Genomic DNA, 22,025 nt, shown 5'->3' on the forward strand with positions numbered 1-22,025 from the left:
CGAAACGAGACTTGCCTGTCAATGGCAGTCATGGGAAAGGCGCCCCATCATGCGTCAATTTTCTCGCCATCGTCGTCCCGCCGGCCAAAGCCAGCGCGGACAGGCCATTCGCTTCTGGGGCCGCCACGCCGTTCTGGCCGCGCTCGCCAACCCCGAACGCCGCGTCAAGCGCATCTGGGGCACCCGCGAGGCGCTGGGGCAGCTCGACCTGCCGCCGGTGCTGCCGATCAGCTATGCCGACGTCGCCGACCTTGCGCGGCTCGTCGCGCGCGACGCGCCGCATCAGGGGCTGGTGATCGAAGTCGATCCGCTCGAGGAGGTCTATCTCGGCGATCTGCTGCAGGCGGAAAGCGACGCGGGCAGCACGCGGCCGCTGCTGATCCTCGATCAGGTCACCGACCCGCACAATATCGGCGCGGTGCTGCGTTCGGCGGCCGCCTTCGACGCCGCCGCGATCATCACCCAGGATCGTCACAGCCCGCCCGAAAGCGGCGTCATCGCGCGCTCGGCCTCGGGCGCGCTCGAAAGCGTGCCGTGGGTGCGTGTCGTCAACCTGTCGCGCGCGCTGGAGGAGATCGCCGAAGCGCAATATTGGCGCATCGGGCTGATGGGCGACACCGACACCACCCTCGCCTCGACGCTCGACGGCAGCAAGGTCGCGCTGGTGCTCGGGTCGGAGGGCGACGGAATGCGCCACAATGTCATGGAGCATTGCGACGTGCTGGCGAAGCTGCCGATCTCGCCGCGGATGGAGAGCCTCAATATCTCGAACGCCGCGGCGATCGCGCTCTACGCGGTCGCGACGGCTTGATCGTCGTCCCAGCGAAAGAGTGAAGGGTCGGGTTGTCCCCGGACAACCCTTGGACATGCGGGGCATGTCCAACCCTTAACTGACCGCTATCGTCCGTGCGGAACGCCGGAGACCCCAGCTTTCGCTGGGGTGACGATCAAACTCAATCTTCCGCCGCGATCCGCACGCGCAGCCCGTCGAGCGCGTCGCTGAACGGGATCTGGCAGGACAGGCGCGAATTTTCGTCGCGGTCGGTGGTCGAATCGAGCAGGTCGTTCTCATCCTCGCTCATCGCCGGCATCGCATCCTTGTTGCCGTCCTCGACATGGACATGGCAGGTCGCGCACGAGCAGCAGCCGCCGCATAGTGCGAGCAACTCGTCGAAGCCCGCGTCGCGGATATTCTCCATCACGGTCAGGCTGGTGTCGCCTTCGATCTCATGTTCGCTTCCGTCGCGCGTCACCACAATCAGCTTGGCCATGCTCGTCCCCATATGGTTTGATTCGGATGGCCTATGTCGCGCGTTGCGCGCCAAATCAAGCGCTGCTACGGAAGCGATGCGAACAAAAGGAGAATATCGCGATGAGCTTCGGCCAGGAGCAGTTGAATGCGGGAATCGACGCCATCGCCGCGATCGACGCCAATTTCGCACGCGCGCTCGGCAATGCCGGCTATCCGCCGCCGCGCATCCGCGAGCGCGGCTATACCACCCTGCTCCGCACCATCGTCGGCCAGCAGGTGAGCGTCGCCGCCGCCAATTCGATCTGGAACAAGCTGGAAACCGCATTCGGCGAGGGTTGCCCCGCAGAGGTGATGGCCGCCGCCGAGTTCGACGCGCTGCGCGCCTGCGGCCTGTCAGGGCAGAAGCAGGGCTATAGCAAGAGTCTCGCGCAGCTCGTGCTCGACGGCGCGCTCGATTTCGACGCCCTCCCCGCCGACGACGAGGAAGCGATCGCCTTGCTCACCCAAGTCAAGGGTATCGGCCGCTGGTCGGCCGAAATCTACCTGCTGTTCGCCGAGGGGCGTCCCGACATCTGGCCCGCGGGCGACCTTGCGGTTCAGGAAGCAGTCGGCCGCATCCTCGGCCTCGGCGCCCGGCCGAGCGAGAAACAGGCGCGCGAACTGGCCGAACCCTGGCGCCCGCATCGCGGCTCGGCGGCGATCTTCAGCTGGCATTGCTACAATATGGACGTGATCTGAGGGATACGGGAATGCCCCTTCCCATCCTCGTCATTCCCGCGAAAGCGGGAACCCAGTAGCGCCCTCAATGCCGCAGGACTTCGGCCCGACCGTCTACCTGCTCGCGTCGCGCCGCAACGGCACGCTCTACACCGGCGTGACCTCCAACCTGCTCCAACGCATTCACCAGCATCGTGAGGGGCTGATCCCCGGTTTCACCCGCGAATATGAAGTAAAACTCCTCATGTGGTTCGAGCAACACGCGACGATGGAATCCGCGATCCAGCGCGAAAAGCGCATCAAGAAATGGAACCGCGCGTGGAAGCTGGAACTAATCGAGACTGGCAACCCGGACTGGCGCGATCTGGCCGAGGACTTGGGGTTCGAACCGATAGGCCGAACTGGGTTCCCGCTTTCGCGGGAATGACGAAGGAAGGGAAGCAAGGGCTGACGAAAGTCGGGTACGCACCAGCCGCACAGAAAAAGGCCGGGCGGAGCATCCTCCACCCGGCCTTTGATCTCTCGCAAAGCGAAGAGGCTTATTTCTTCGCCGCCGCCTTCTTGGCCGGAGCCTTCTTCGCGGCCGGCTTCTCGTCCGCAGCTTTGGCCGGTGCAGCCTTCTTCGCCGAGGCCTTCTCGGCCTTGGCCTCTTCCTTCACCGCGTCCTTCTTGGCGGCGGGCTTCTTCGCCGCCGCCTTCTTGGCGGGCTTGTGGTCGTGGTCATGGTCGTGACCGCAGCCGGGGCCGTGGACGTGACCGTCGTCGTCGGCCTCGATCGCCGCCTCGATCTCCTCGCGCGTCACTTCGCGGTCGCTGATCTCGGCCTTCTCGAACAGGAAGTCGACGACCTTGTCCTCATACAGCGGGGCGCGGAGCTGCGCAGCGGCGAGCGCGTCCTGCTGGACATATTCGACGAAGCGCTGGCGATCCTCGGGGCGATACTGCTGCGCCGCCTGCATGATCAGCCGCTGCATTTCCTGGTTCGACACCTGCACGCCGTGCGCCTGGCCGATTTCCGACAGGAGCAGGCCCAGGCGGACGCGGCGCACCGCGATCGCATGATATTCGTCGCGATCCTTTTCGAGCTCGGCCTTGGCCGCCTCGGGATCTTCCTCGTGGCTCGCTTCATGCTCGAGCTGCTGCCAGATCTGGCCGAACTCGGCCTCGACCATCGTCGGCGGCACGTCGAAGTCGTGGCTCGCGGCGAGCTGGTCGAGCAGCTTGCGCTTCATATAGGTGCGGGTCAGGCCGTTCAGTTCCTGCTCGACCTGATCCTTCATCAGTTCCTTGAGCTTGTCGAGACTCTCGAGGCCGAGCGATTTCGCGAACTCGTCGTCGATCTTCGACGCGGCCGGAACCTTCACTTCCTTCACCGTCACGGCGAATTCGGCGGGCTTGCCCTTCAGGTTTTCGACCGGATATTCGTCCGGGAAGGTCACCTTCAGCACCTTTTCGTCGCCGGTCTTGACGCCGACGAGCTGGTCTTCGAAGCCGGGAATGAGCTGGCCCGAGCCGATCTCGACCGCCATGTCCTCGCCCGTGCCGCCGTCGAAGGCGACGCCGTCGACGCTGCCCGCGAAGTCGATGATGACCTGGTCGCCCTGGGCCGCCTTCTTCGTCTTCGGCGCTTCCTCGAAACGCTTCATCTGCGCGGCGAATTCCTCGATCTTCGCCATCACCGCCTTGTCGTCGGCGGGAACGGTCAGCCGCTCGAGCTTCAGCCCCTCGATCGACGGGGTCGCGATATCGGGCAGCACTTCGAGCGCGACGGTCAGCTCGGCATCCTTGCCGCGCTCATAGCCGTCGGCGAGCGTCACGCCGGGCTGCAGCGCGGGGCGCAGCTTTTCCTTCGCCATCAGGTCCTTGACGCCCTGGTCGATCGCCTTGTTGAGCGCGTCGGCGTTCAGCGCCTCGCCGTGCATCTTGCGGATCAGGTTCGGCGGCACCTTGCCGGGGCGGAAGCCGGGCATCCGCACGGTCGGCGCGATCGCCTTCACTTCGTCATCGACGCGCGCGTCGATATCCTTCGCGGTGATGGTCAGGCGATATTCGCGCTTCAGGCCTTCGTTCAGCGTTTCGACGGTCTTCATTGCCTTGGTCTTATCCTTGCTCAAAATCTCGTATCGATGAACCCCGCCCGAAAGGCGGCGTTCCCCTATGTCCGGTCAAAGCTCGCGGAGCGTGGTGCGGGCGAAGGGACTCGAACCCCCACATCTTGCGATACTGGTACCTAAAACCAGCGCGTCTACCAATTCCGCCACGCCCGCTGAGAGCTTTCGGCCGGATGCACGAAATCGCGCGCTGCCGCGCACGCCCGTGCGGGCCGCGCGGGGCTATAGCAGACGCGCGGCCAAGGGCAAGGGCGGACCTTGCGCTATGTCCGCGGGCCGGAACATGCGCCGCGCCGGTTCGTTGGTTAGGCCAAGGAGAATCGCCATGACCGCCACCCCCGACCCGCTTCCGAAACCCAAACCCGACACGATCGAACCGCAGTCGCCGCCCGAAAAGCCGGTCCAGCCGACCCCGCTCGAAGACCCCGCCGGCCAGCCGCAGGAAATCCCCGGAGGTCCGGGCGGCGGCGACACCGATCAACCCGGCCGCGGACCCAGCGAAGTGCCGCCGCAGCAGGTTTGAGTCCCTTCCTTCGTCATTCCCGCGAAAGCGGGAACCCAGAGCGTGCGTCGGCTGACCCCACGCTGGGTTCCCGCTTTCGCGGGAATGACGAAGATTAGGTAGCAAAGAGAGACTTGACCTCCTCCCCCCTTCCCCGCCACGGTTTCGGCGAGGGAGAGACATATGAAATCCATCGCCACGCTCGCGGCGCTGCTGCTGATCGCCGCGCCCGCCGCCGCCGAGGAGGCGACGCTCTATCGCGGCGGGACGATCATCACGATGGACGGCGATTCGCCGCACATGGTCGAGGCGGTCGTCGCGAAGGACGGCCGGATCGCCTTCGCGGGCGACGAAAAGGCCGCGCGCACCGCCGCGGGCAAGGACGCGGCGATCCACGACCTGAAGGGCGCGACGATGCTTCCCGGTTTCGTCGATGCCCATTCGCACTTCGCGGTCGCGATGCAGATGGCCGACGGGCTCGACCTCTGGGACAAGACCCTGCCGCCCGTCACCGACATCCCTTCGCTGCAAAGCGTCATCCGCGATTATATCGCGCGCAAGGCGATCCCGAAGGACGGCTGGGTGATCGTCTGGCAATATGATCATGAAAAGCTCGCCGAAAAGCGCCACATCACCCGCGCCGAGCTCGACGCGGTGGCGGCGGACCGCAAGATCGTCGTGCTCCACCAGTCGCTCCACGCGCTCGTCGCGAACAGCGCCGCGCTCGCCGCCGCGAAGCTGACCGACGCCAGCCAGCCGCCGCCGGGCGGGATGATGCTGCGCGATGCCGACGGGCATCTGAACGGCGTTCTGCTCGAAAAGTCGACCTTCCTGATGCTCGCCGCGATGCCCCAGCTCTCGCCCGAACAAAAGCTCGCGCGGCTCGACGCGGCGCAGCAGCGCTATTTCGCGGAAGGCTATACCCATGCGCAGGACGGCGCGACGATGCCCGCCGACCTCGCCTTCTTCACCGGCCCCGCCGCGCGCCAGCACCTCAAGATCGACCTCGCGCTGCTGCCGCTCTACACCGGGCTCGACGCGCTGCTCGCGCGGCCCGACATCCGCTTCGGCCAATATAACGGCCATGTGAAATTGCAGGGGATCAAGGTCATCCTCGACGGGTCGGTGCAGGCACGCACCGGCTATTTCACCCGCGACTATGCCCGCGGCGCCCCCGACGGCAGCCACCCGTGGCACGGCGCTCCGGCGATGGATCAGGCGGCGTTCGACGACCTCGCCAAAAAGGTCACCGATCGCGGCTGGCAGATCTTCGTCCACGCCAACGGCGACGCGGCGATCGACATGGCGATCAAGGGCTTCGACGCCGCCGGGATCAAGGCCGCCGACGACCGCCGCCCGATCGTCATCCACTCGCAATTCCAGCGCCGCGACCAGCTTGCCGATTACAAGCGCATCGGGGTCGGCCCCTCCTATTTCTCGAACCACGCCTGGTTTTGGGCCGACGTCCACCGCACCAACTTCCCCACGGAGGTCGTCGATTTCATCAGCCCGCTGAAGTCAGCACGCGCGGCGGGTCTGATCCCGTCGAACCACAGCGACTATAGCGTCACGCCGCTCGACACGCGCTTCATGCTCTGGACCTCGATGGCGCGCGTCTCGCCGACCGGCGTGGTCAGCGGCCCTGACGAGCGGCTGGGCGCCTACGAAGGCCTGCAAGCGCTCACCACCGGCCCCGCGTGGCAGGCGTTCGAGGAAAATCGCAAAGGCCGGATCAAGGCCGGGCTGCTCGCCGACTTCGTCATCCTCGACAAAAATCCGCTGACCACGCCGGTCGACGCGATCCGCGACATCAAGGTGCTGGAGACGGTCAAGGAAGGACAGACGGTCTGGAAACGCGCCGACTGACCGCCCCCGCGAAAGGCCCGCTCTATTCGGTGCAGAAGCGCACGAACCGCGCGATCGCGTCCCTGCCCTTTGCCGTCGCCGCCATGTCGGTCGTTTCGCCCGACGCGGTCAGGCGTAGCCAGCCGTTGGCGGCGAACGCGCGGATCAGGGGCGAGCCGCCCGCAATCTCCTCGGACGAGAAATAGGGCATTTCCTCGGCGTCGGTGGTGCCCTTGAGCTGCAGGCGGGCGTCGCCCGAGGTCAGTTCGATCGCGCTCAGTTCGGGATCGCCGCCGGTGATACTCGCAAAGATGCGGTTTCCGCCCTCTTCGCAAGCGAACGCCAGCGGCTGGTCGTCGGTATCGGCGACTTCATAGGCCAGAACCGCGCTCTGCGCGCGCTCCTCGTCATCGACGCGCATCGTCCAGTCGTAGCCGTCGGTCACCGCAGGCGCCTCTCCGCCCGCTGCGGCAGCGGCTCCGCCCATGGTCGCAAGAACCAGCAGCGCGCCGGCCGAAAACCTGTTTCGCATCATCTCTTCGCTACCTCGTTCCGATTGCAATTCCAGTGTGTTAGCGATCACCGGCGGCGGACGTCAATGCTTTTGGGGCGGCGGCATATTTCCGGAATGGCGCGAAAAGCCCTTGCAAAGATTCCGGCGCAAATTAGCAACGGGATCGTCCGGCCATTCGGTCCGGTCACGGGGGTTGCTACATCAAACCGGACCTGCGGCTTGCCGCGCGTCGTCGAATGCCGCTCATTCGATCGCGCGTCTGCAAGGAAGCGCGGCGATTCCGCTCGAATGTCGCCCCTGTTTGGGAACAGGGGGTCGACAATGACGAATATTATGCGAACCAGGGCCGTTATCGCGACGATCGCCGCAGCCTGCGTTCCGATCATGGCGGCGGCCGCGCAGCCGGCATCCGATACCCCGGCCGAAACGACCGCGGTCGCGGCGGAGGAAGCCGCCGCCCCCGTCGCGCCGCTCGATGCCGCGGCACCACCGGTCGAAGCGGCGCCGGTCCCGGACTGCGAGCTTCATGTCTTCCCGACCATCGAGGGGCAGGCGATGACCACCGGCTGGCTGTCCGGCTTCGGCATCGTGGGCGCGGTCGCCGATGCCGCGTCGAACAAGAACCGCAATATCAGCGAAGCCGAATATCTGAAGGAAGCCCTGGGGCCGCAGATGCAGATCGACGCGCTGCAATCGATCGACCTCCTTGCAGCGCTCAAATTGCCGCCGTCGCAGATCATCTATGAAACGCCGATCGCCGACCGCAAGATCAGCACCAAGGCGACGACCCGGCTCAGCCCGTCGGCGGCCGCCTGCTACGTCGAACTGATCATCACCCAGAATTTCTATACCAAACGGGCGATCTACGGCCGCTCGCTCAACAACCGTTTCATCGTCAAGGATTTCCGTACCGGGAAGAAGGAGACGGCGATGGTCAAGGGGCGCGGCGGCAACGGCCTTTCGATTTTCCCGCCCAAGACCGGTGAGGAAGAGGCCGCCGCCAACCAGGAACTGCGCGAGGTCTTCGTGAAGAATTTCCTCGAATTCGCCAAGGGTTACGCGCCCGCCAAATGATTTGAGATGCGGGGTAGCCGCCGCTTCCGGCGGTGGCGCCCTGTATCCCGTTCGTCACAGGAAGCCCGCCTTGCGCCTGCTGATCGGCCTCTGCCTTGCCGCCGTCGTCGCGCCCGCCGCGATGGCGGCGCCTGCGCCCGCCAAGCCCTCGGCCATCGTCGCCGAACGCGACCGCGCCGCCGACGGCCGCGCGGTCCAGATCGTCCTCGCCCAAAAATGGATCGAGACGAGCGTCGACGTCGGGCGCGTGGCCAGCTCGGCGGGCGGCGGCGGCCTGATCGGCGCGATCCTCATCGAGTCGATGGACGACAAAGGCAGACGGATGCGCGACGCCGCCGCCCAAAAAGCCGAAGCGACCGTCGCGCCGCTACGCCAGGTGCTGGGCGATTTCGACGCCGATGCGCTAGCGCTCGCAACGACCGGCGCGGCGCTCGGGCAAATCGGCTGGTTCCGCGCCCGCGACATCGCGCTGAGCAAGGACGCCTCCGCCGATGGCCGCCGCGCCTTCGCCGCGTCCGCCGATACGCCGCAAATCGCGTTCATCGCCTACAGCTACGGCCTGTCGCCCGACTTCACGCAAATCCGCGCCGTGGCCGAAATTTCCCTGGTCCATCAGGCAAAGGACAAAGCACACGGCGCCGCGCCCGCGCCCTATTATCGGCAGACGATCACCAGCGTCGTGCAACTGGATCGGCGATCCTATGCGCCGGAAGACAATGTCGCCGCATGGGCCGCGGATGACGGGCGCCGGGCCAGGGTCGCGCTGGACAAGGCTTTCGGCAGCCTCCAACGATCGATTCCCTACGCGCTGAACCTGACCGAGGCCGAATTACAGCGCCTGACCGGCAAGGATCGCGAAAAAGCTTTCGGTGCCGGCTTCTATGGCCCGCTGATCGCGCGCGATCCGGACGGCGGAATGCTCCTCTGGTCGAAGGGCCTCGTCCATGTGCAGACCTTGCCCCCGGCGAACGAAGAGGGCTGACGAAGCCCGGCCGGTCAGCCGAGCGCTTTCTTCAGCAGTTCGTTGACGACCTGCGGGTTCGCCTTGCCCTGCATCGCCTTCATCGTCTGCCCGACGAAGAAGCCGAACAAGGCTTCCTTGCCGCCCTTATACTGCTCGACCTTGTCGGCGTTGGCAGCGAGCACCTTGGCGATCTCGGCCTCGATCGCGCCGGTGTCGCTCGTCTGCTTGAGGCCTTCGCGATCGACGATCGCCGCGGCGCCGTTCCCGCTTTCGAGCATCTTCTCGAACACCTGCTTCGCGATCGTCCCCGAAATGGTGCCGTCGGCGACAAGGCCGAGCAGTTCGGCGGCCTGCGCCGGGCTGACCGGCGATTCCGAAATGTCCTTGCCGAGCCGATTGAGCGCACCGAACAACTCGCTCGTCACCCAGTTCGCCGCCGCGACCGGCTTCGCGCCCGCTTCGAGCAGCGCGTCGAACCAGCGCGCCGCCTCGACCTCGGCGGTCAGCACGTCGGCGTTATAGGCCGAAATGCCTTCGCTCAGATAACGCGCGCGCTTGGCGTCGGGCAGTTCGGGCAGGCTTTCGCGGCACTCCGCCAGAAACGCGTCGTCGAGGATCAGCGGCAGCAAGTCGGGATCGGGGAAATAGCGATAATCATGCGCATCTTCCTTCGACCGCATCGACCGCGTCTCGTTCCGGTCGGGATCGTAAAGGCGCGTTTCCTGCACCACCGTGCCGCCGCTTTCGATCAACTCGACCTGGCGCTTCGCCTCGCCCTCGATCACCGCCATCACGAAACGCACCGAATTGACGTTCTTCGTCTCGGTGCGCGTCCCGAATTCGTCGCCGGGCTTGCGAACCGACACGTTGACGTCGGCGCGCATCGAGCCTTCTTCCATATTGCCGTCGCACGAGCCGACGTAGCGCAGGATCGAGCGCAGCTTGCGGACATAGGCCCCGGCTTCCGCGGGCGAGCGCATGTCGGGGCGCGAGACGATCTCCATCAGCGCGACGCCCGATCGGTTGAGGTCGACATAGGACATCGTCGGATGCTGGTCGTGCATCAGCTTGCCGGCGTCCTGCTCGACATGGATACGCTCGATCCCGATGCGCTTGGCCTCAGGCAGACCCGCCTTTTCATCGGCCTCGATCGTCAGCGAGCCTTCGCCGACAAGCGGGTGATAAAGCTGCGAAATCTGGTAACCCTGCGGCAGATCGGCATAGAAATAATTCTTGCGGTCGAAGCGCGACCATGTGTTGATCTCGGCCTCGATCGCCATCCCCGTGCGCACCGCCTGACGGATGCACTCGCGGTTCGGCACCGGCAGCATCCCCGGCATCGCGGCATCGACCAGCGACACCTGCGTGTTCGGCTCGGCTCCGAACGCCGTCGCGGCGCCCGAAAACAGCTTGGCGTTGGAGGTGACCTGCGCATGGACCTCGAGGCCGATCACGACCTCCCACTCGCCGGTTTCGCCCTTGATGCGATAGTCGCTCATTATTCCATCAAGTCCTTCGATATCTCCGCTGATCCGGAGAATATTTTATCCGCGCCATTGTTTAGGATCGTCACATTCACCAATCCGTCAAAGGGACCGGCATGTCTTTTCGACATTGCGACGCTCCAACCGGAAAATTCACCCGATCCGACAACGCCAACCAACTGTTCGCTGCCGTCCTCGACAACGGCTGTAAACTCGCGTGGCGGTTCGATCGTGCCAATCCCGTCCGTCCAACCCCAGCCGTAGATGGGCTTAACGGACAGGTGCAAACTCACCACCACTTCTCTGCGCGCGCGGTAAAGCCCGCGCGCTCCTCGATCGCCAACCCCGCGTTCAGCACGCCCTGCTCGTCGAACGCCCTGCCGATGATCTGCAAGCCCAAGGGCAGCCCTTCGCGGTTCAGCGCCGCGGGGACCGACATCGCGGGCAGCCCCGCGAGGCTCGCGGGCACCGCGAACACGTCGTTGAGGTACATCGCCAGCGGATCGGCAGTCTTTTCGCCGAGCCCGAACGCCGCCGACGGCGCGGTCGGCGCGAGGATCACGTCGCAGCTTGCAAATGCCTGTTCGAAATCGCGCGCGATCAGCGTCCGCACCTTCTGCGCCTGCGTGTAATAAGCGTCGTAGAAGCCCGCCGACAGCACATAGGTGCCGATCATGATCCGGCGCTTGACCTCGGGCCCGAAGCCGTCGGCGCGCGTCGCGGCGTACATGTCCTGCAACCCTGCCTTTTCGGGCAGATCGCGCAGACCGTAGCGCACGCCGTCATAGCGCGCGAGGTTCGACGACGCCTCGGCGGGCGCGATGATATAATAGGCGGGAAGCGCATATTTGGTGTGCGGCAGGCTGATCTCGACGACGTCGGCCCCCGCATCCTTCAGCATCGCGATCCCGGCATCCCACATCGCGTCGATGTCGGGGTCGATGCCCTCCAGCCGATACTCCTTGGGAATACCGACCGCCTTGCCCTTGAGATCACTCGACAAAGCCGCTTCCCAATTCGGCACTGGCAAATCGAGGCTCGTCGCGTCCTTGGGATCGAAGCCCGCCATATTTTCGAGCATGATCGCGCAGTCGCGCACATCGCGCGCCATCGGCCCCGCCTGGTCGAGCGAGCTCGCAAAGGCGACGATGCCCCAGCGCGAGCAGCGGCCATAGGTCGGCTTGATCCCCGAAATGCCGGTGAAAGCCGCAGGCTGGCGGATCGAGCCGCCAGTGTCGGTCCCGGTCGCCGCGGGGCACAGCCGCGCCGCGATCGCCGACGAGCTGCCGCCCGACGAGCCGCCCGGCGCGAGCGCGGCATTGCCGCCGTCCTTGCGCCGCCACGGACTGATGACGTTGCCGAAATAGCTCGTCTCGTTCGACGATCCCATCGCGAACTGGTCGAGGTTCAGCTTCCCGAGCATCCCCGCGCCCGCATCCCACAATTTCTGCGACACCGTGGACTCGTAGCGCGGCACGAAACCTTCGAGCATATGGCTCGCGGCGGTGGTCTGGACGCCGTTGGTCGCGAACAGGTCCTTCATGCCGATCGGCACGCCCGATAGCGGTTTCAACGTCCCTGCGGCGCGGTCGGCGTCGGCCGTCTTCGCCGCCGCCAGCGCAAGCTCGGGCGTCTCGACGATGAACGCATTGAGCGCCTTCGCGCCCGCGACATTGGCATTGAACGCCTCCGCGACCTCGACGGCGCTGAAATCGCCCGCGCGGTGCCCGTCGCGAATCTGCGCGACGGTCAGGTTGGTAAGCTCGGTCATTATTCGATCACCTTGGGAACGCCGAAAAAGCCGTGCTGCGGCGCAGGCGCGTTCGCGAGAATATCGTCGCGGCGGTTGCCACCGGTCAGCGGGTCGGCGTCGACGACATCGTCGCGCAGCCTGAGCGTGTTCGGGATCACCGCCGTCATCGGCTCGACCCCGGTCACATCGACCTCGCCGAGTTGCTCGACCCAGCCGAGGATGCCGTTCAATTCGCCTTCCATCGCCGCGGCTTCGGCATCGCTGATCGCGATGCGCGCCAGCGACGCTATCTTCCTGACTGTTGCCTGATCGATTGCCATCATTATCGCCTTATCGGGAGAAGCTGGGCCGCTAGCATTGTGTCCGGCGCGCTTCAAGGCAGGCGCGAAATTCTCACTCGAAATCCTCGCCCACGGGCTTGCCATCGACGAAGATCTGCCGCCGCGTCACCGTCCGCACCTCCAGCACGCCCTTTTCCAACTGCTCCATCGTCAACTCGGCCTGGGTGGCTTCGACCGTCTCGTCGAGCCCGTAAGCCTGCTTCCATTTCTGCGTCTTGGGATCGCGCGCGAAGCGGACCAGGTTGTTCGGGTGCACGACGACCGCGATCCGCTCGGGCCCGATCCACTGCGCGATGCACGGCGCCGTGCCGCAAAAGCTGCGCGTGTCGAGCAGCGTATAGACTTCGGGCGGCAGCGGTCGTCCGGCGGGCAGCACGCGGACCTTCTCGGCGATCGCCTTCGCCCCGAAGGCGGCGTCGCGCGGATTTACGGTCTCGTTATAGCCGACCAGATCCCAGCGATTCTTCGCCTTGAGCGCCCATCCCGCAAGGTTCGCGCGCGTCGTGTCGGGCGATTTCGCCAGCTTCGCCATCGCGCGGCGCCCGGCGGGTCCGAAATCGAACGCCATCGCCGCCCAGTCGAATTGTTCGGCCTTGACCGTCCCCGACTTCAACCGGGCAAGCTGGTCGCGCGTCGAAATCGCACCGAAATCCACGACCGGCAGCGCCAGGATCAGCGCCAGCAGCATCAGGCCGATCGCCAGTTTCTGCTGCAACGGCCGCAAGAGGTCGTCGAAATCCTGCTGCCCCCGCATGACCGACCACAGCCCGGCGACGCCATAGGCGAGCGCGATCGCCGCCGCGATCACGCCCCACAAACGCTCGGGGGTCCAGCCATATTGCCCCACGCGCAGATACATCGAATAAAAGGCGATCGCCGCCAGCGGCAGCACCGCGGCGACCAGCGCCGCTGCCGCGACGTGCAGCAGGCGATTGCCCGCGCGCTCGTCGCGCCCGCTGCCCACCGCTGCATTGGCGAGCAGCACCGCGAAAGCCGCCGCCGCCATCATCAGCGCAGCGGTCGAAAAGCCCGATTCCCACAGCGACGTCAGCCCGGTTCCGATCAACGACAACAGGAACAGCACGAGGGCGGCGGCGAGCACCGGCGCCAGCACCGCGAGCACGATCATCACCAGCCGCTGCAAGGTCGCGACCAGCCCGTCGCGCTCGCGCAGCAGGCCAACGGCGCCACCGAACGCCGCCCCCGCCAGCATCCAGCCGAACCATTCGTCGTTGAGCAGCCGTTCGATCAGGTTAATCCCGATCAGCTTGAACATCTGCCCGATCAGCACGATCAGCAAAAAAGTCACGCCGACGAACGCCAGTCCCGCCGCGCCGATCACCGCATCGGCCCAGGCGTGGCTGTGCAGCCGCGCATAGGGCATCTGCCACAATTTCCAGAAGCGCCAGTCGGGCGCGACGTCGCGCCGCGTCTGGAACAAGGGCGTCGCGACGAGCACCGCGAGCATCCCCGACCAGAACGGCCATTCGAACGGCGATCCGCCGACATTATAGCCCGCCGAATGCCAGGCGATCAGGCCGATGACGGCGCCCCACGCCAGCGCGAAGCCCGCCGCCCAGTGCCAGCGCCGCCGCTCGACCCCGAGCAGGAACACCACGGTCGCGACGGCGACGAACGCCGCGAGCGCGTCGCGGCCCGGCGCGTTCTGAGAACGGTCGATCAGCAGATGAAAGATCAGCCCCGCGATCGTTCCGGCCAGCGCCATGATCCACGGCCGCAGCGGCCAGGGCGGGTCGCTGTCGTCGAGCCTTGCCGAAAGACGGGGCGACTCAGGGGCGGGCGGGTTGGCGGGCGCATCGGTCATGCGCAACGTCTAACCTCAAAACACGCCGTGCTGAACTCGTTTCGGGACAGCGACGCAGTTTGAAGAGTTGGGATTGTCGGGATTCACATATGAACTGATATGAGGATTCATCATGTTCCCCCGCGAAGGCGGGGGTCCAGAGCGGGCTGGCGTTGCGCTGCTCTGGACCCCCGCCTTCGCGGGGGAACACGGTTTTCCATAATCGGACAGCTGAAAGCTGAATCCCCACACTCCATAGAGTGCAATCTCGCCTCCCGCGTCACCCCGGACTTGATCCGGGGTGACGAAGTATCGCGATCTCCGAAAAAACGCCCCATCGCCTTGGAAGCGAGGTCAATATGACGAGACATTTGAAGGCGCGGTCGCGAATAGCTAGATAGCGCTCAAATCCTCTCCCATGGAGCCCCCCTTGGCCCGCAAATTCCTCTATCTCGTCGCCGCGATCATTCTCCTCATCCTCGGGGTCGGCATCGCCTATCAGCTCAATCCGGGCTGGTTCGGCCGCGTCGCCTTCGTGCCGAGCACCAAATTCGTCGAGCAGACCGTTGCCGCGCCGAATACCTATGACGACCCCAAAATGTGGTTCGCGCGCCCCGGTCTCGACGCCGACCCGTCGGACTGGCGCCCGCCCGCGACCGACGAAACCGCGTCGGCAAAGGACGCTTCCGGCAAACTGATCCCGCCCGCCAAGGCCGCGGCCCCCGCCGACGCCGCCGAAGCAGCCTTTCCCAAGGGCGACGCCGCGGTCTTCTTCGTCCACCCGACGAGCTATTACAGCAAGGCGAGCTGGAACGCCCCGCTCGACGACGCCGACGCCAACTACCGCGCGAAGCTGTTCATGCAGGGCATGGCGAGCGCGTTCGGCGACGCGGGGCAGGTGTGGGCACCGCGCTACCGCCAGGCGACGCTCGGCGCTTTCCTGGCCGAGGATCGCGTCACCGCGGGCAAGGCGATCGACGCCGCCTATCGCGACGTCGAACAGGCATTCGACGTCTTCGTCGCTTCGATCCCGAAGAACAGGCCGATCATCCTCGCGGGCCACAGCCAGGGCGCGCTGCATATCGAAATGCTGATCAAGAACCGGATCGCGGGCACCCCGCTCGCGAAGCGGATCGTCGCGGCCTATGTCATCGGCTGGCCGATCAGCCTCGACACCGACATGGAGGCGCTCGGCCTTCCCGCCTGTCAGACGCCCGAGCAGAAGGGCTGCATCCTGAGCTGGGCGACTTTTGCCGAGCCCGCCGACACGGCGATGGTCATCGGCGCCTATGACGGCACGATCGGCTTCGACGGCCGCCCGCGCGCGGGAACGCGGATGCTCTGCACCAACCCGCTCACCGGCATTCCCGACACCACCGCCGGCCCCGACGCCAATATCGGCACGCTGAAGCCGAGCGCGGGTTTCAAGGCGGGGACGCTGATCGCGGGCAAGGTCGGCGCCCAGTGCGACGCCGATCGCGGCTTTCTGTTGATCGGCGACGCCGACGCGGCGAAGAATTACGTCGTCGCGGGCTATGTGCTGCCGGGCAACAATTACCACGTCTACGACATCACCCTGTTCTGGGCGAACGTCCGCGCCGACGCGCTGCGGCGGCTGGCGACCTTCGAGGGCAAACCCTCGCCGGTGCCGCCCCCGGCAGCGCCGGTTGCGGCGGCGGCGCCCACCTCGCAGGCCGCTTCCAAATCCTGACGTCGTTATTGCGAGGAGCGAAGCGACGCGGCAATCTCCAGCCATCGTCCTCGCGCTTCGTTGCCCGCTGGAGATTGCTTCGCTTCGCTCGCAATGACGGCTAAGGGGCGAGGATGATCACCACCCTCGCCCCCGATTTCGCCGCCGCGCTGCCGAACGGCGGCCGCCTCGCGGGGCTCGACGTCGGAACCAAGACCATCGGCGTCGCGCTCTGCGACGCCGGGTGGAGCTTCGCGAGCCCCGACAAGACGATCCTCCGCAAGAAATTCTCGGTCGACCTCGAAGCGTTGAGGGCCGTCATCGCCGCCCAATCGGTCGTCGGCCTCGTCGTCGGCCTGCCGCTCAGCATGGACGGCACCGACAGCCCGCGCACCCAGAGCACCCGCGCCTTCGCGCGCAACCTCGCCCCACTCGCCCTGCCCGTCCTTCTCTGGGACGAACGCTGGTCGACCGCTGCCGTCGAACGCGCGATGATCGCCGCCGACGTCAGCCGCGCCAAGCGCGCCGAACGCGTCGACAGCGCCGCCGCCGCCTTCATCCTGCAAGGCGCAATCGACGCGATGACGCGCTAAAAAGGGGAAACATGCATGATCGTCTATGTCCTCGGCTGGCTGATCGCGGTGAACCTGATCGCCTTCGTCGAGATGGTTTGCGATAAACGCTATGCCGAGGCGGGGATGCGCCGCACGCCCGAATCCCGGTTGCTCCTCTGGGCCTTTCTCGGCGGCGCGCTCGGAACGGTTTGCGCCGCCCGCTTCGCGCGTCACAAGACGCGCAAGCAGCCGTTCGCGACCTGGATGCTGATCTGGCTCTGGGTCGACATCATCCTACTCGTCCTGTGGGCACTTGGAATATTGGAGCCGCTGCTCGTCTCGGCGCTTGCGAAAATCGCCGCAGCCGCCTAGACGCTCGGCTTTAATGACAAGCGCCACGACAACCCGCCCCGCCAGCGATTATCCGCCCGGCGGCGATGCCTTTCGCCATCGCCACCTCACCGGCATCGCCCAGCTCACCCCGTGGGAAATCTCCTACGTCCTCGACGCCGCCGAACAATGGGTCGAGATGAACCGCAGCGGCGCCGCCAAGCACGACGACCGGCTTGCCGGGCTCACGATCATCAACGCCTTTTTCGAAAATTCGACCCGCACGCTTCTCTCCTTCGAGATCGCGGGCAAGCGGCTCGGCGCCGATGTCGTCAACATGCACGCCGCGCAGTCGAGCGTGAAGAAGGGCGAGACGCTGATCGACACCGCGATGACGCTCAACGCGATGCGCGCCGACGCGATCGTCATCCGCCATGCGAGCTCGGGCGCGGTGCAGCTCATCGCCGACAAGGTCGACTGCCCGGTGCTCAACGCCGGCGACGGCCGCCACGAGCATCCGACGCAGGCTTTGCTCGACGCGCTGACGATCCGCCGCCGCAAGGGACGGGTCGAGGGGCTAACCGTCGCGATCTGCGGCGACGTGCTGCACAGCCGCGTCGCGCGCTCGAACATCCTCGCGCTCACCTTGCTCGGCAACGAGGTCCGCGTCGTCGCGCCGCCGACGCTGATCCCGCCCGCGATCGAACGGATGCACGTCCTCCCCTTCACCGACATGGACGAAGGGCTGAAGGATGCCGACGTCGTGATGATGCTCCGCCTCCAGAACGAGCGCATGGACGGCGCCTACCTCCCCAGCCCGCGCGAATATCACGCGCTCTTCGGCCTGACCCCGAAACGCCTCGAACGCGCGAAGCCCGACGCGATCGTCATGCACCCCGGTCCGATGAACCGCGGGGTGGAGATCGACAGCAGCGTCGCCGACGATCCCACCCGCTCGACGATCACCGAACAGGTCGAAATGGGGGTCGCGGTGCGCATGGCCTGCCTCGATATCCTGACGCGCCGCAAGCGGGGAGTGCCGGGATGGAACTGAAGCCGCTCCTGATCGCGAACGCGCGCCTGCTCGGCGGCGAGAGCGCGAGCCTGCTCGTCGTGGACGGGCGCATCGCCGCGCTGAACCCGGCCGAAACGCCCGAAGGCTGCGAGAAGGTCGATGCGAAGGGCCAGTGGCTCGCCCCCGGCATCATCGACCTCGGCGTCTTCGCGACCGACAAGCCCGCCTTTCATTTCGGCGGCATCACCCGCGCCGCGCTGATGCCCGACAGCGGGCCGCTCGATAATATGGGGCTGGTCGAGCGCGCCGCGAAGGGCGGCAAGCCCGATCTCTGGGTCCACCCCCTCGCCGCCGCAACCAAGGGCCTCGCGGGCAAGGAGCTCGCCGAGATCGGGCTGATGAAACAGGCGGGTGCGCGCGCCGTCGCCACCGGCCGCGCGCGCATCGCCGACGCGGGCGTGATGCGCCGCATCCTTGCCTATGCCGCTTCGCTTGGCCTCACCGTCATCGCCCATGCCGAGGACGAAGGGCTCACCGCGGGCGCAGTCGCGACCGATGGCGAGATGGCGACGCGGCTCGGCCTCGCCTCCGCGCCCGCGATCGCCGAAGCGATGGCGATCGCGCGCGACCTGATGCTCGCCGAGGAGACCGGCGCCGCGATTCATTTCCGCCAGGTCACCACCGCGCGCGGGCTCGCGCTTGTCCGCGACGCCAAGGCGCGCGGCCTTGCCGTCACCTGCGGCATCACCCCCGCGCATCTCTTCCTCTCCGACACCGCGATCGGCGATTTCCGCACCTTCGCGCGCCTGTCGCCGCCGCTGCGCAGCGAGGACGACCGCCACGCCTGCCTCGCCGCCGTCGCCGACGGCACGATCGACGTCCTCGCCTCGGGCCACGACCCGCGCGGGCCCGAGGACAAGCGCCTCCCCTTCGCCGAGGCCGCGCCCGGCATGGCGGGGGCCGAGACCCTGCTCGCGATGGGCCTCCAACTCGTCCGCGACGGCCATGTCACCCCCGCCCGCCTCTTCGACCTTCTCGCCGCCAACCCGGCGAAACTGCTCGGCCTCGACGCCGGCCGCCTCGAGACGGGGCTGGAAGCCGACCTGATCCTGATCGACGAGGGCACCCCGTGGCAGGTCGATGCCAAGAAGATGGCGGCCTACGCCGGCAACACCCCCTTCGACGGCATGCCGGTGCAGGGCCGCGCGACGATGCTGTGGAAGGGCGGTCAGCGCATCCGCTGAACTGGGATGATATCCGGGAAATTCGACCATCTTGTTCCCCCGCGAAGGCGGGGGTCCATCTTCTGCCGTTCCGTTATCGGGCAGAGTGCGTTGAGCGTGATACGCCCGGAGATGGGCCCCCGCCTTCGCGGGGGAACAAGGCGTATGCCGAAATCCCACGCTTTAGAAGTTCTTGAGAACTCCATGAAGACACGCCCCGCCCCGACCGCCTAAATCGGCGCCGTTGGATATTCGAGGGGAAATCTCATGCGCTTTTCGACCCATTTCTCCGGCCTCGTCCTGAGCGGCATGCTTGCGGCGGCGCTCGCGGCCTGTTCGGGACCGGGCGATCAGGGAGCGGCTTCTGCCGATGCCGCGACAACCGACGGCGCCCCCGGCGCTCCGGCCACGGTCGCGGCGAAACCGGCGAGCGGTCCCGCCGGTTGGACGCTGCCGATGCGGGCCAGCAGCCTTGCCGCAAGCGACTATGACGCGATCATGAAGACGGCCGGCTTCAAGAAGTTCGGCAAGGTCTGGGCGGCCGATGCGGATTCGGCAAAGGAAGGCTGCAGCGCCGGAATCGACGACAGCCAGTTTGCAAGCGAACCGTCGATCCGCGACCTCAACGGCGACGGCAATCCCGAAGTCGTCGTCAGCGACTCCGGCCTTTATTGCTATGGTAACACGGAGCGGGGATTTGCGATCGTGAGCTGGACGGGCAGCAGTTGGAAGCAACTGATCAACAGCTCGGGCATTCCGATGTTCGTCCCGCGCAAGGGCTCGCCGTGGCCCGATATCGAGATCGGCGGTCCCGGCTTCTGCTTCCACCGCGTGCGCTGGTCGGGCAAGGATTATTCGGCCGATGGCGGCTGGTTCGACGACGGCAAGCCCTGCAAGAGCCCGGAGCAACGCGACCGGGAGGAACAGGCCGCAACGGCCCCCGCCCCTGCGGCGCCCGGGGGCCAGCCGAAGATGGTCGCGGGCCTCCCCGTCCCGCTCGGCTTTTACGTCATCGGAACGAAGTGCGCGGGCGCGACGGCGAACGACGGCATCGTGATCACGCCGGCTTATTGGCAGGACATCGACGGTGATTATGCCATCAAGCCGGTGAAGTCTCTCGGCGGCGGCAGATACAAGCTGGGCGACGCGGCCGACGTCGTGCAGGTCACAGGACCGCGCAGCTTCGTCGCCGAGCCCGGCAAGGAATATCAGCGCATCTTCACCTGGTGTTCGGCGACTGCGCCGCGATAGGCAAAAAAGAAGCCCGTCGGTGAACCGGCGGGCTTCAAGATAAACGGAACGATTATGGTGGATCATCCCGTGCTTGGGTCGCCCGGGATGATTGGCCGATCGCGAAGACAATTTCGCTACCCGATCGGGTAGCATTGCATTTTTTTCCGCCGCATTGTTTGGTGCCCAAGGGCCGTCCTCGACGAATCCCGCCGCCGCTCTTTCAGCCGGGGACGACAGTGCCGATCGATTCCGTTCCGAAGTCTTCGCCAGATGCCGACACCGCCGCCGAATGGGAGGTGCTGAACGAGCTGATCGGCCGCATCTATGATTCGGTGCTCCACCCCGAACGCTGGAACGACACGCTTGCGCGCATCACCGGGGCGCTCTGCCCGCTGAGCTGGGAGGCCGCGTTCGTCATATGGGAAAGCACCAGCCCGCCGCGCGCGCGTTTCGTTGCCGCAACCGGGCTCGCCGCGGGCATCCAGGAAATCTACACCGCAGTCTATGCCGGCAACCACCCCTGGTCGCGCAAATTCCCGCGCTATGCGAACGGCAGCGTCGTCGACAGCTATGACATCATGACCCGTGAGGAATTCTACGAATCCGAATTCTTCCGCAATTTCCTGAAACCCTATGGCATCGACCGGCTGATCGGGGTGCTGCTCGACCGGCGCGGCGGCGAGCGGCTGGGATTGATGCTTCCCGGCCCCGGCGACCGCGATGCCGAGAAATTGAAACGCGGCCTGCGCATCCTCGCCCCGCATATCCAGCGCGCGATGCGGATCAGCGACCGCATCGCCTCGCTCGAACTCGCGGCGGGCGCCGCGCGCGCCGCCGCCGACGCCGCACCCTTCGCGATCTTCAGCCTCGACGAGCAGCTCAATATCCTCGCCGCCAACAGCCGCGCCGCGCGCTATGCCGAGGCGGGCTTCATCCGCCTCGCGAACGACCGCTTCGCCTTCACGCACGGCGCGAGCCAGAAGAAGCTGCTCGACCTCGCCGCCGGTCCGGCGCCCGCGGGCCTCGCCTTTCAGGCGGTGGACGAGGCGGGCGCCGAATGTCCGGTTCTTGCCGCGCGCATCACCCGCCAGTCGGCTCAGCAGATCGGCGGGGTTCAACTCGGCGCCGCGCTCGTCGTCACGCTCGGCAGTTCGCCGGGCGAGACGCCGGTGGTCGAGATCGACCGCGTCGCGCAATGGTTCGCCCTGACCCCCGCCGAAGCGCGCCTCGCGGTCGCGCTGGCGGCGGGGCAGACGCTCCAGGACTATGCCGCGCTCCGCGCCGTCAGCCTCAACGCCGCGCGCTTCCTGCTCAAGGGCATCTTCCGCAAGACCGGCGCGACCAGCCAGGCCCAACTCGTCGCAACCCTCGCGCGGCTGCCGGGAAGCTCACAGGGCTAAAGGCGGCGTTGGGGTGGATTGGAGCCATTCCCAACCTTTGTCATTCCCGCGAAAGCGGGAACCCAGTGTGGGGTCAGCCCGCGCACGCTCTGGGTCCCCGCTTTCGCGGGGATGACAAAGTAGGGGGCTGCAATCGGTCGTTAACCGCCAAAAGAAAAAGGGCGCAGCCCCGCAGCTGCGCCCCTCCCCTGTCCTCGCTTGCGCGAGGCCCCCAAATTC

General features: G+C 66.3%; 22 protein-coding genes and 1 tRNA gene. 14 read left to right on the forward strand and 9 right to left on the reverse strand.

What is annotated here, in order from left to right:
* Positions 1-49: 49 nt before the first annotated feature.
* Positions 50-811: a 23S rRNA (guanosine(2251)-2'-O)-methyltransferase RlmB gene (gene rlmB / locus NP825_RS10515; RefSeq protein ID WP_257543125.1), complete on the forward strand. Its 762-nt coding sequence runs from the start codon at positions 50-52 to the stop codon at positions 809-811.
* 142 nt (positions 812-953) lie between these two features.
* On the opposite strand, the gene NP825_RS10520 is transcribed toward rlmB, so the two are convergent.
* The gene (locus NP825_RS10520; protein WP_257543127.1) at positions 954-1,271 is read right to left on the reverse strand and encodes a 2Fe-2S iron-sulfur cluster-binding protein; all 318 of its coding nucleotides are present in this window, start codon (positions 1,269-1,271) and stop codon (positions 954-956) included.
* A gap of 101 nt (positions 1,272-1,372) precedes the next feature.
* On the opposite strand from NP825_RS10520, the gene NP825_RS10525 reads away from it, so the two are divergent.
* Together NP825_RS10525 and NP825_RS10530 are read left to right on the forward strand one after the other, a co-directional pair.
* Positions 1,373-1,990, forward strand: a complete 618-nt coding sequence (locus tag NP825_RS10525) for a DNA-3-methyladenine glycosylase (protein ID WP_257543129.1) — start codon at positions 1,373-1,375, stop codon at positions 1,988-1,990.
* 67 nt (positions 1,991-2,057) lie between these two features.
* Positions 2,058-2,396, forward strand: coding sequence for a GIY-YIG nuclease family protein (locus NP825_RS10530; RefSeq protein WP_257543131.1), 339 nt, complete (start codon positions 2,058-2,060; stop codon positions 2,394-2,396).
* A gap of 112 nt (positions 2,397-2,508) precedes the next feature.
* Here the strand turns inward: NP825_RS10530 and tig are convergent, their stop codons facing one another.
* On the reverse strand, positions 2,509-4,059 hold the full coding sequence (gene tig, locus NP825_RS10535; RefSeq protein WP_257543133.1) for a trigger factor: 1,551 nt from the start codon (positions 4,057-4,059) through the stop codon (positions 2,509-2,511).
* A gap of 92 nt (positions 4,060-4,151) precedes the next feature.
* A tRNA-Leu gene (locus NP825_RS10540) sits at positions 4,152-4,236 on the reverse strand.
* Between the two features lie 169 nt (positions 4,237-4,405).
* Here NP825_RS10540 and NP825_RS10545 point away from each other — a divergent pair.
* Entirely contained in the window at positions 4,406-4,603 is a 198-nt protein-coding gene (locus NP825_RS10545; protein WP_257543135.1) for a hypothetical protein, read from the forward strand.
* A gap of 162 nt (positions 4,604-4,765) precedes the next feature.
* A complete protein-coding gene (locus NP825_RS10550) occupies positions 4,766-6,448 on the forward strand; it encodes an amidohydrolase (protein ID WP_257543137.1) in 1,683 nt (560 codons plus the stop codon).
* A 22-nt stretch (positions 6,449-6,470) separates the two neighbouring features.
* Here the strand turns inward: NP825_RS10550 and NP825_RS10555 are convergent, their stop codons facing one another.
* The gene (locus NP825_RS10555) at positions 6,471-6,959 is read right to left on the reverse strand and encodes a hypothetical protein (RefSeq protein WP_257543139.1); all 489 of its coding nucleotides are present in this window, start codon (positions 6,957-6,959) and stop codon (positions 6,471-6,473) included.
* Between the two features lie 303 nt (positions 6,960-7,262).
* Between NP825_RS10555 and NP825_RS10560 the strand changes: the two genes are divergently transcribed.
* Both NP825_RS10560 and NP825_RS10565 read left to right on the forward strand, forming a co-directional pair.
* Positions 7,263-8,015 (forward strand): hypothetical protein, encoded by a 753-nt coding sequence (locus NP825_RS10560; protein WP_257543141.1) that lies wholly within the window; start codon positions 7,263-7,265, stop codon positions 8,013-8,015.
* Positions 8,016-8,085: 70 nt separating this feature from the next.
* Positions 8,086-8,997, forward strand: coding sequence for a hypothetical protein (locus NP825_RS10565; protein WP_257543143.1), 912 nt, complete (start codon positions 8,086-8,088; stop codon positions 8,995-8,997).
* A gap of 14 nt (positions 8,998-9,011) precedes the next feature.
* Here NP825_RS10565 and gatB read toward each other — a convergent pair whose 3' ends face one another.
* From gatB to NP825_RS10590, 5 genes are all read right to left on the reverse strand, one after another.
* A complete protein-coding gene (gatB, locus tag NP825_RS10570; RefSeq protein ID WP_257543145.1) occupies positions 9,012-10,478 on the reverse strand; it encodes an Asp-tRNA(Asn)/Glu-tRNA(Gln) amidotransferase subunit GatB in 1,467 nt (488 codons plus the stop codon).
* Complete coding sequence (locus NP825_RS10575) at positions 10,478-10,756, reverse strand: hypothetical protein (RefSeq protein ID WP_257543147.1); 279 nt, start codon at positions 10,754-10,756, stop codon at positions 10,478-10,480. The genes gatB and NP825_RS10575 overlap by 1 nt, the downstream gene beginning before the upstream one ends.
* The gene (gene gatA / locus NP825_RS10580) at positions 10,753-12,234 is read right to left on the reverse strand and encodes an Asp-tRNA(Asn)/Glu-tRNA(Gln) amidotransferase subunit GatA (protein WP_257543149.1); all 1,482 of its coding nucleotides are present in this window, start codon (positions 12,232-12,234) and stop codon (positions 10,753-10,755) included. The genes NP825_RS10575 and gatA overlap by 4 nt, the downstream gene beginning before the upstream one ends.
* Entirely contained in the window at positions 12,234-12,536 is a 303-nt protein-coding gene (gatC, locus tag NP825_RS10585) for an Asp-tRNA(Asn)/Glu-tRNA(Gln) amidotransferase subunit GatC (RefSeq protein ID WP_166939344.1), read from the reverse strand. Before gatC ends, gatA begins: the two co-directional genes overlap by 1 nt.
* Positions 12,537-12,609: 73 nt before the next feature.
* Complete coding sequence (locus tag NP825_RS10590) at positions 12,610-14,382, reverse strand: DUF4153 domain-containing protein (protein WP_257543155.1); 1,773 nt, start codon at positions 14,380-14,382, stop codon at positions 12,610-12,612.
* A 409-nt stretch (positions 14,383-14,791) separates the two neighbouring features.
* Between NP825_RS10590 and NP825_RS10595 the strand changes: the two genes are divergently transcribed.
* The 7 genes from NP825_RS10595 to NP825_RS10625 all read left to right on the forward strand — a co-directional run bounded on the left by NP825_RS10595 (position 14,792) and on the right by NP825_RS10625 (position 21,806).
* Positions 14,792-16,072: a DUF3089 domain-containing protein gene (locus NP825_RS10595; protein ID WP_257543158.1), complete on the forward strand. Its 1,281-nt coding sequence runs from the start codon at positions 14,792-14,794 to the stop codon at positions 16,070-16,072.
* A gap of 113 nt (positions 16,073-16,185) precedes the next feature.
* Positions 16,186-16,644 carry a Holliday junction resolvase RuvX gene (ruvX, locus tag NP825_RS10600; protein WP_257543160.1) on the forward strand — a complete coding sequence of 153 codons (459 nt, stop codon included), beginning with the start codon at positions 16,186-16,188 and terminating at the stop codon, positions 16,642-16,644.
* A gap of 15 nt (positions 16,645-16,659) precedes the next feature.
* On the forward strand, positions 16,660-16,977 hold the full coding sequence (locus NP825_RS10605; RefSeq protein WP_257543162.1) for a DUF1294 domain-containing protein: 318 nt from the start codon (positions 16,660-16,662) through the stop codon (positions 16,975-16,977).
* 13 nt (positions 16,978-16,990) lie between these two features.
* A complete protein-coding gene (locus NP825_RS10610) occupies positions 16,991-17,989 on the forward strand; it encodes an aspartate carbamoyltransferase catalytic subunit (RefSeq protein WP_257543165.1) in 999 nt (332 codons plus the stop codon).
* Positions 17,980-19,194, forward strand: a complete 1,215-nt coding sequence (locus NP825_RS10615; protein WP_257543167.1) for a dihydroorotase family protein — start codon at positions 17,980-17,982, stop codon at positions 19,192-19,194. The genes NP825_RS10610 and NP825_RS10615 overlap by 10 nt, the downstream gene beginning before the upstream one ends.
* Before the next feature lie 246 nt (positions 19,195-19,440).
* Positions 19,441-20,424, forward strand: a complete 984-nt coding sequence (locus NP825_RS10620) for a hypothetical protein (protein WP_257543169.1) — start codon at positions 19,441-19,443, stop codon at positions 20,422-20,424.
* Between the two features lie 218 nt (positions 20,425-20,642).
* Complete coding sequence (locus NP825_RS10625; RefSeq protein WP_257543171.1) at positions 20,643-21,806, forward strand: helix-turn-helix transcriptional regulator; 1,164 nt, start codon at positions 20,643-20,645, stop codon at positions 21,804-21,806.
* Positions 21,807-22,025 lie beyond the last annotated feature (219 nt).

Origin of the sequence: Sphingopyxis sp. DBS4 (assembly GCF_024628865.1) — a bacterium.
In the GTDB taxonomy this organism is placed as follows: domain Bacteria; phylum Pseudomonadota; class Alphaproteobacteria; order Sphingomonadales; family Sphingomonadaceae; genus Sphingopyxis.

Coding starts and splice junctions, on each gene's coding strand:
- rlmB (WP_257543125.1), top strand. CDS start 50: ATGCGTCAATTTTCTCGCCATCGTCGTCCCGCCGGCCAAAGCCAGCGC.
- NP825_RS10520 (WP_257543127.1), bottom strand. CDS start 1,271: ATGGCCAAGCTGATTGTGGTGACGCGCGACGGAAGCGAACATGAGATC.
- NP825_RS10525 (WP_257543129.1), top strand. CDS start 1,373: ATGAGCTTCGGCCAGGAGCAGTTGAATGCGGGAATCGACGCCATCGCC.
- NP825_RS10530 (WP_257543131.1), top strand. CDS start 2,058: ATGCCGCAGGACTTCGGCCCGACCGTCTACCTGCTCGCGTCGCGCCGC.
- tig (WP_257543133.1), bottom strand. CDS start 4,059: ATGAAGACCGTCGAAACGCTGAACGAAGGCCTGAAGCGCGAATATCGC.
- NP825_RS10545 (WP_257543135.1), top strand. CDS start 4,406: ATGACCGCCACCCCCGACCCGCTTCCGAAACCCAAACCCGACACGATC.
- NP825_RS10550 (WP_257543137.1), top strand. CDS start 4,766: ATGAAATCCATCGCCACGCTCGCGGCGCTGCTGCTGATCGCCGCGCCC.
- NP825_RS10555 (WP_257543139.1), bottom strand. CDS start 6,959: ATGCGAAACAGGTTTTCGGCCGGCGCGCTGCTGGTTCTTGCGACCATG.
- NP825_RS10560 (WP_257543141.1), top strand. CDS start 7,263: ATGACGAATATTATGCGAACCAGGGCCGTTATCGCGACGATCGCCGCA.
- gatB (WP_257543145.1), bottom strand. CDS start 10,478: ATGAGCGACTATCGCATCAAGGGCGAAACCGGCGAGTGGGAGGTCGTG.
- gatA (WP_257543149.1), bottom strand. CDS start 12,234: ATGACCGAGCTTACCAACCTGACCGTCGCGCAGATTCGCGACGGGCAC.
- gatC (WP_166939344.1), bottom strand. CDS start 12,536: ATGGCAATCGATCAGGCAACAGTCAGGAAGATAGCGTCGCTGGCGCGC.
- NP825_RS10590 (WP_257543155.1), bottom strand. CDS start 14,382: ATGACCGATGCGCCCGCCAACCCGCCCGCCCCTGAGTCGCCCCGTCTT.
- ruvX (WP_257543160.1), top strand. CDS start 16,186: ATGATCACCACCCTCGCCCCCGATTTCGCCGCCGCGCTGCCGAACGGC.
- NP825_RS10605 (WP_257543162.1), top strand. CDS start 16,660: ATGATCGTCTATGTCCTCGGCTGGCTGATCGCGGTGAACCTGATCGCC.
- NP825_RS10610 (WP_257543165.1), top strand. CDS start 16,991: ATGACAAGCGCCACGACAACCCGCCCCGCCAGCGATTATCCGCCCGGC.
- NP825_RS10615 (WP_257543167.1), top strand. CDS start 17,980: ATGGAACTGAAGCCGCTCCTGATCGCGAACGCGCGCCTGCTCGGCGGC.
- NP825_RS10620 (WP_257543169.1), top strand. CDS start 19,441: ATGCGCTTTTCGACCCATTTCTCCGGCCTCGTCCTGAGCGGCATGCTT.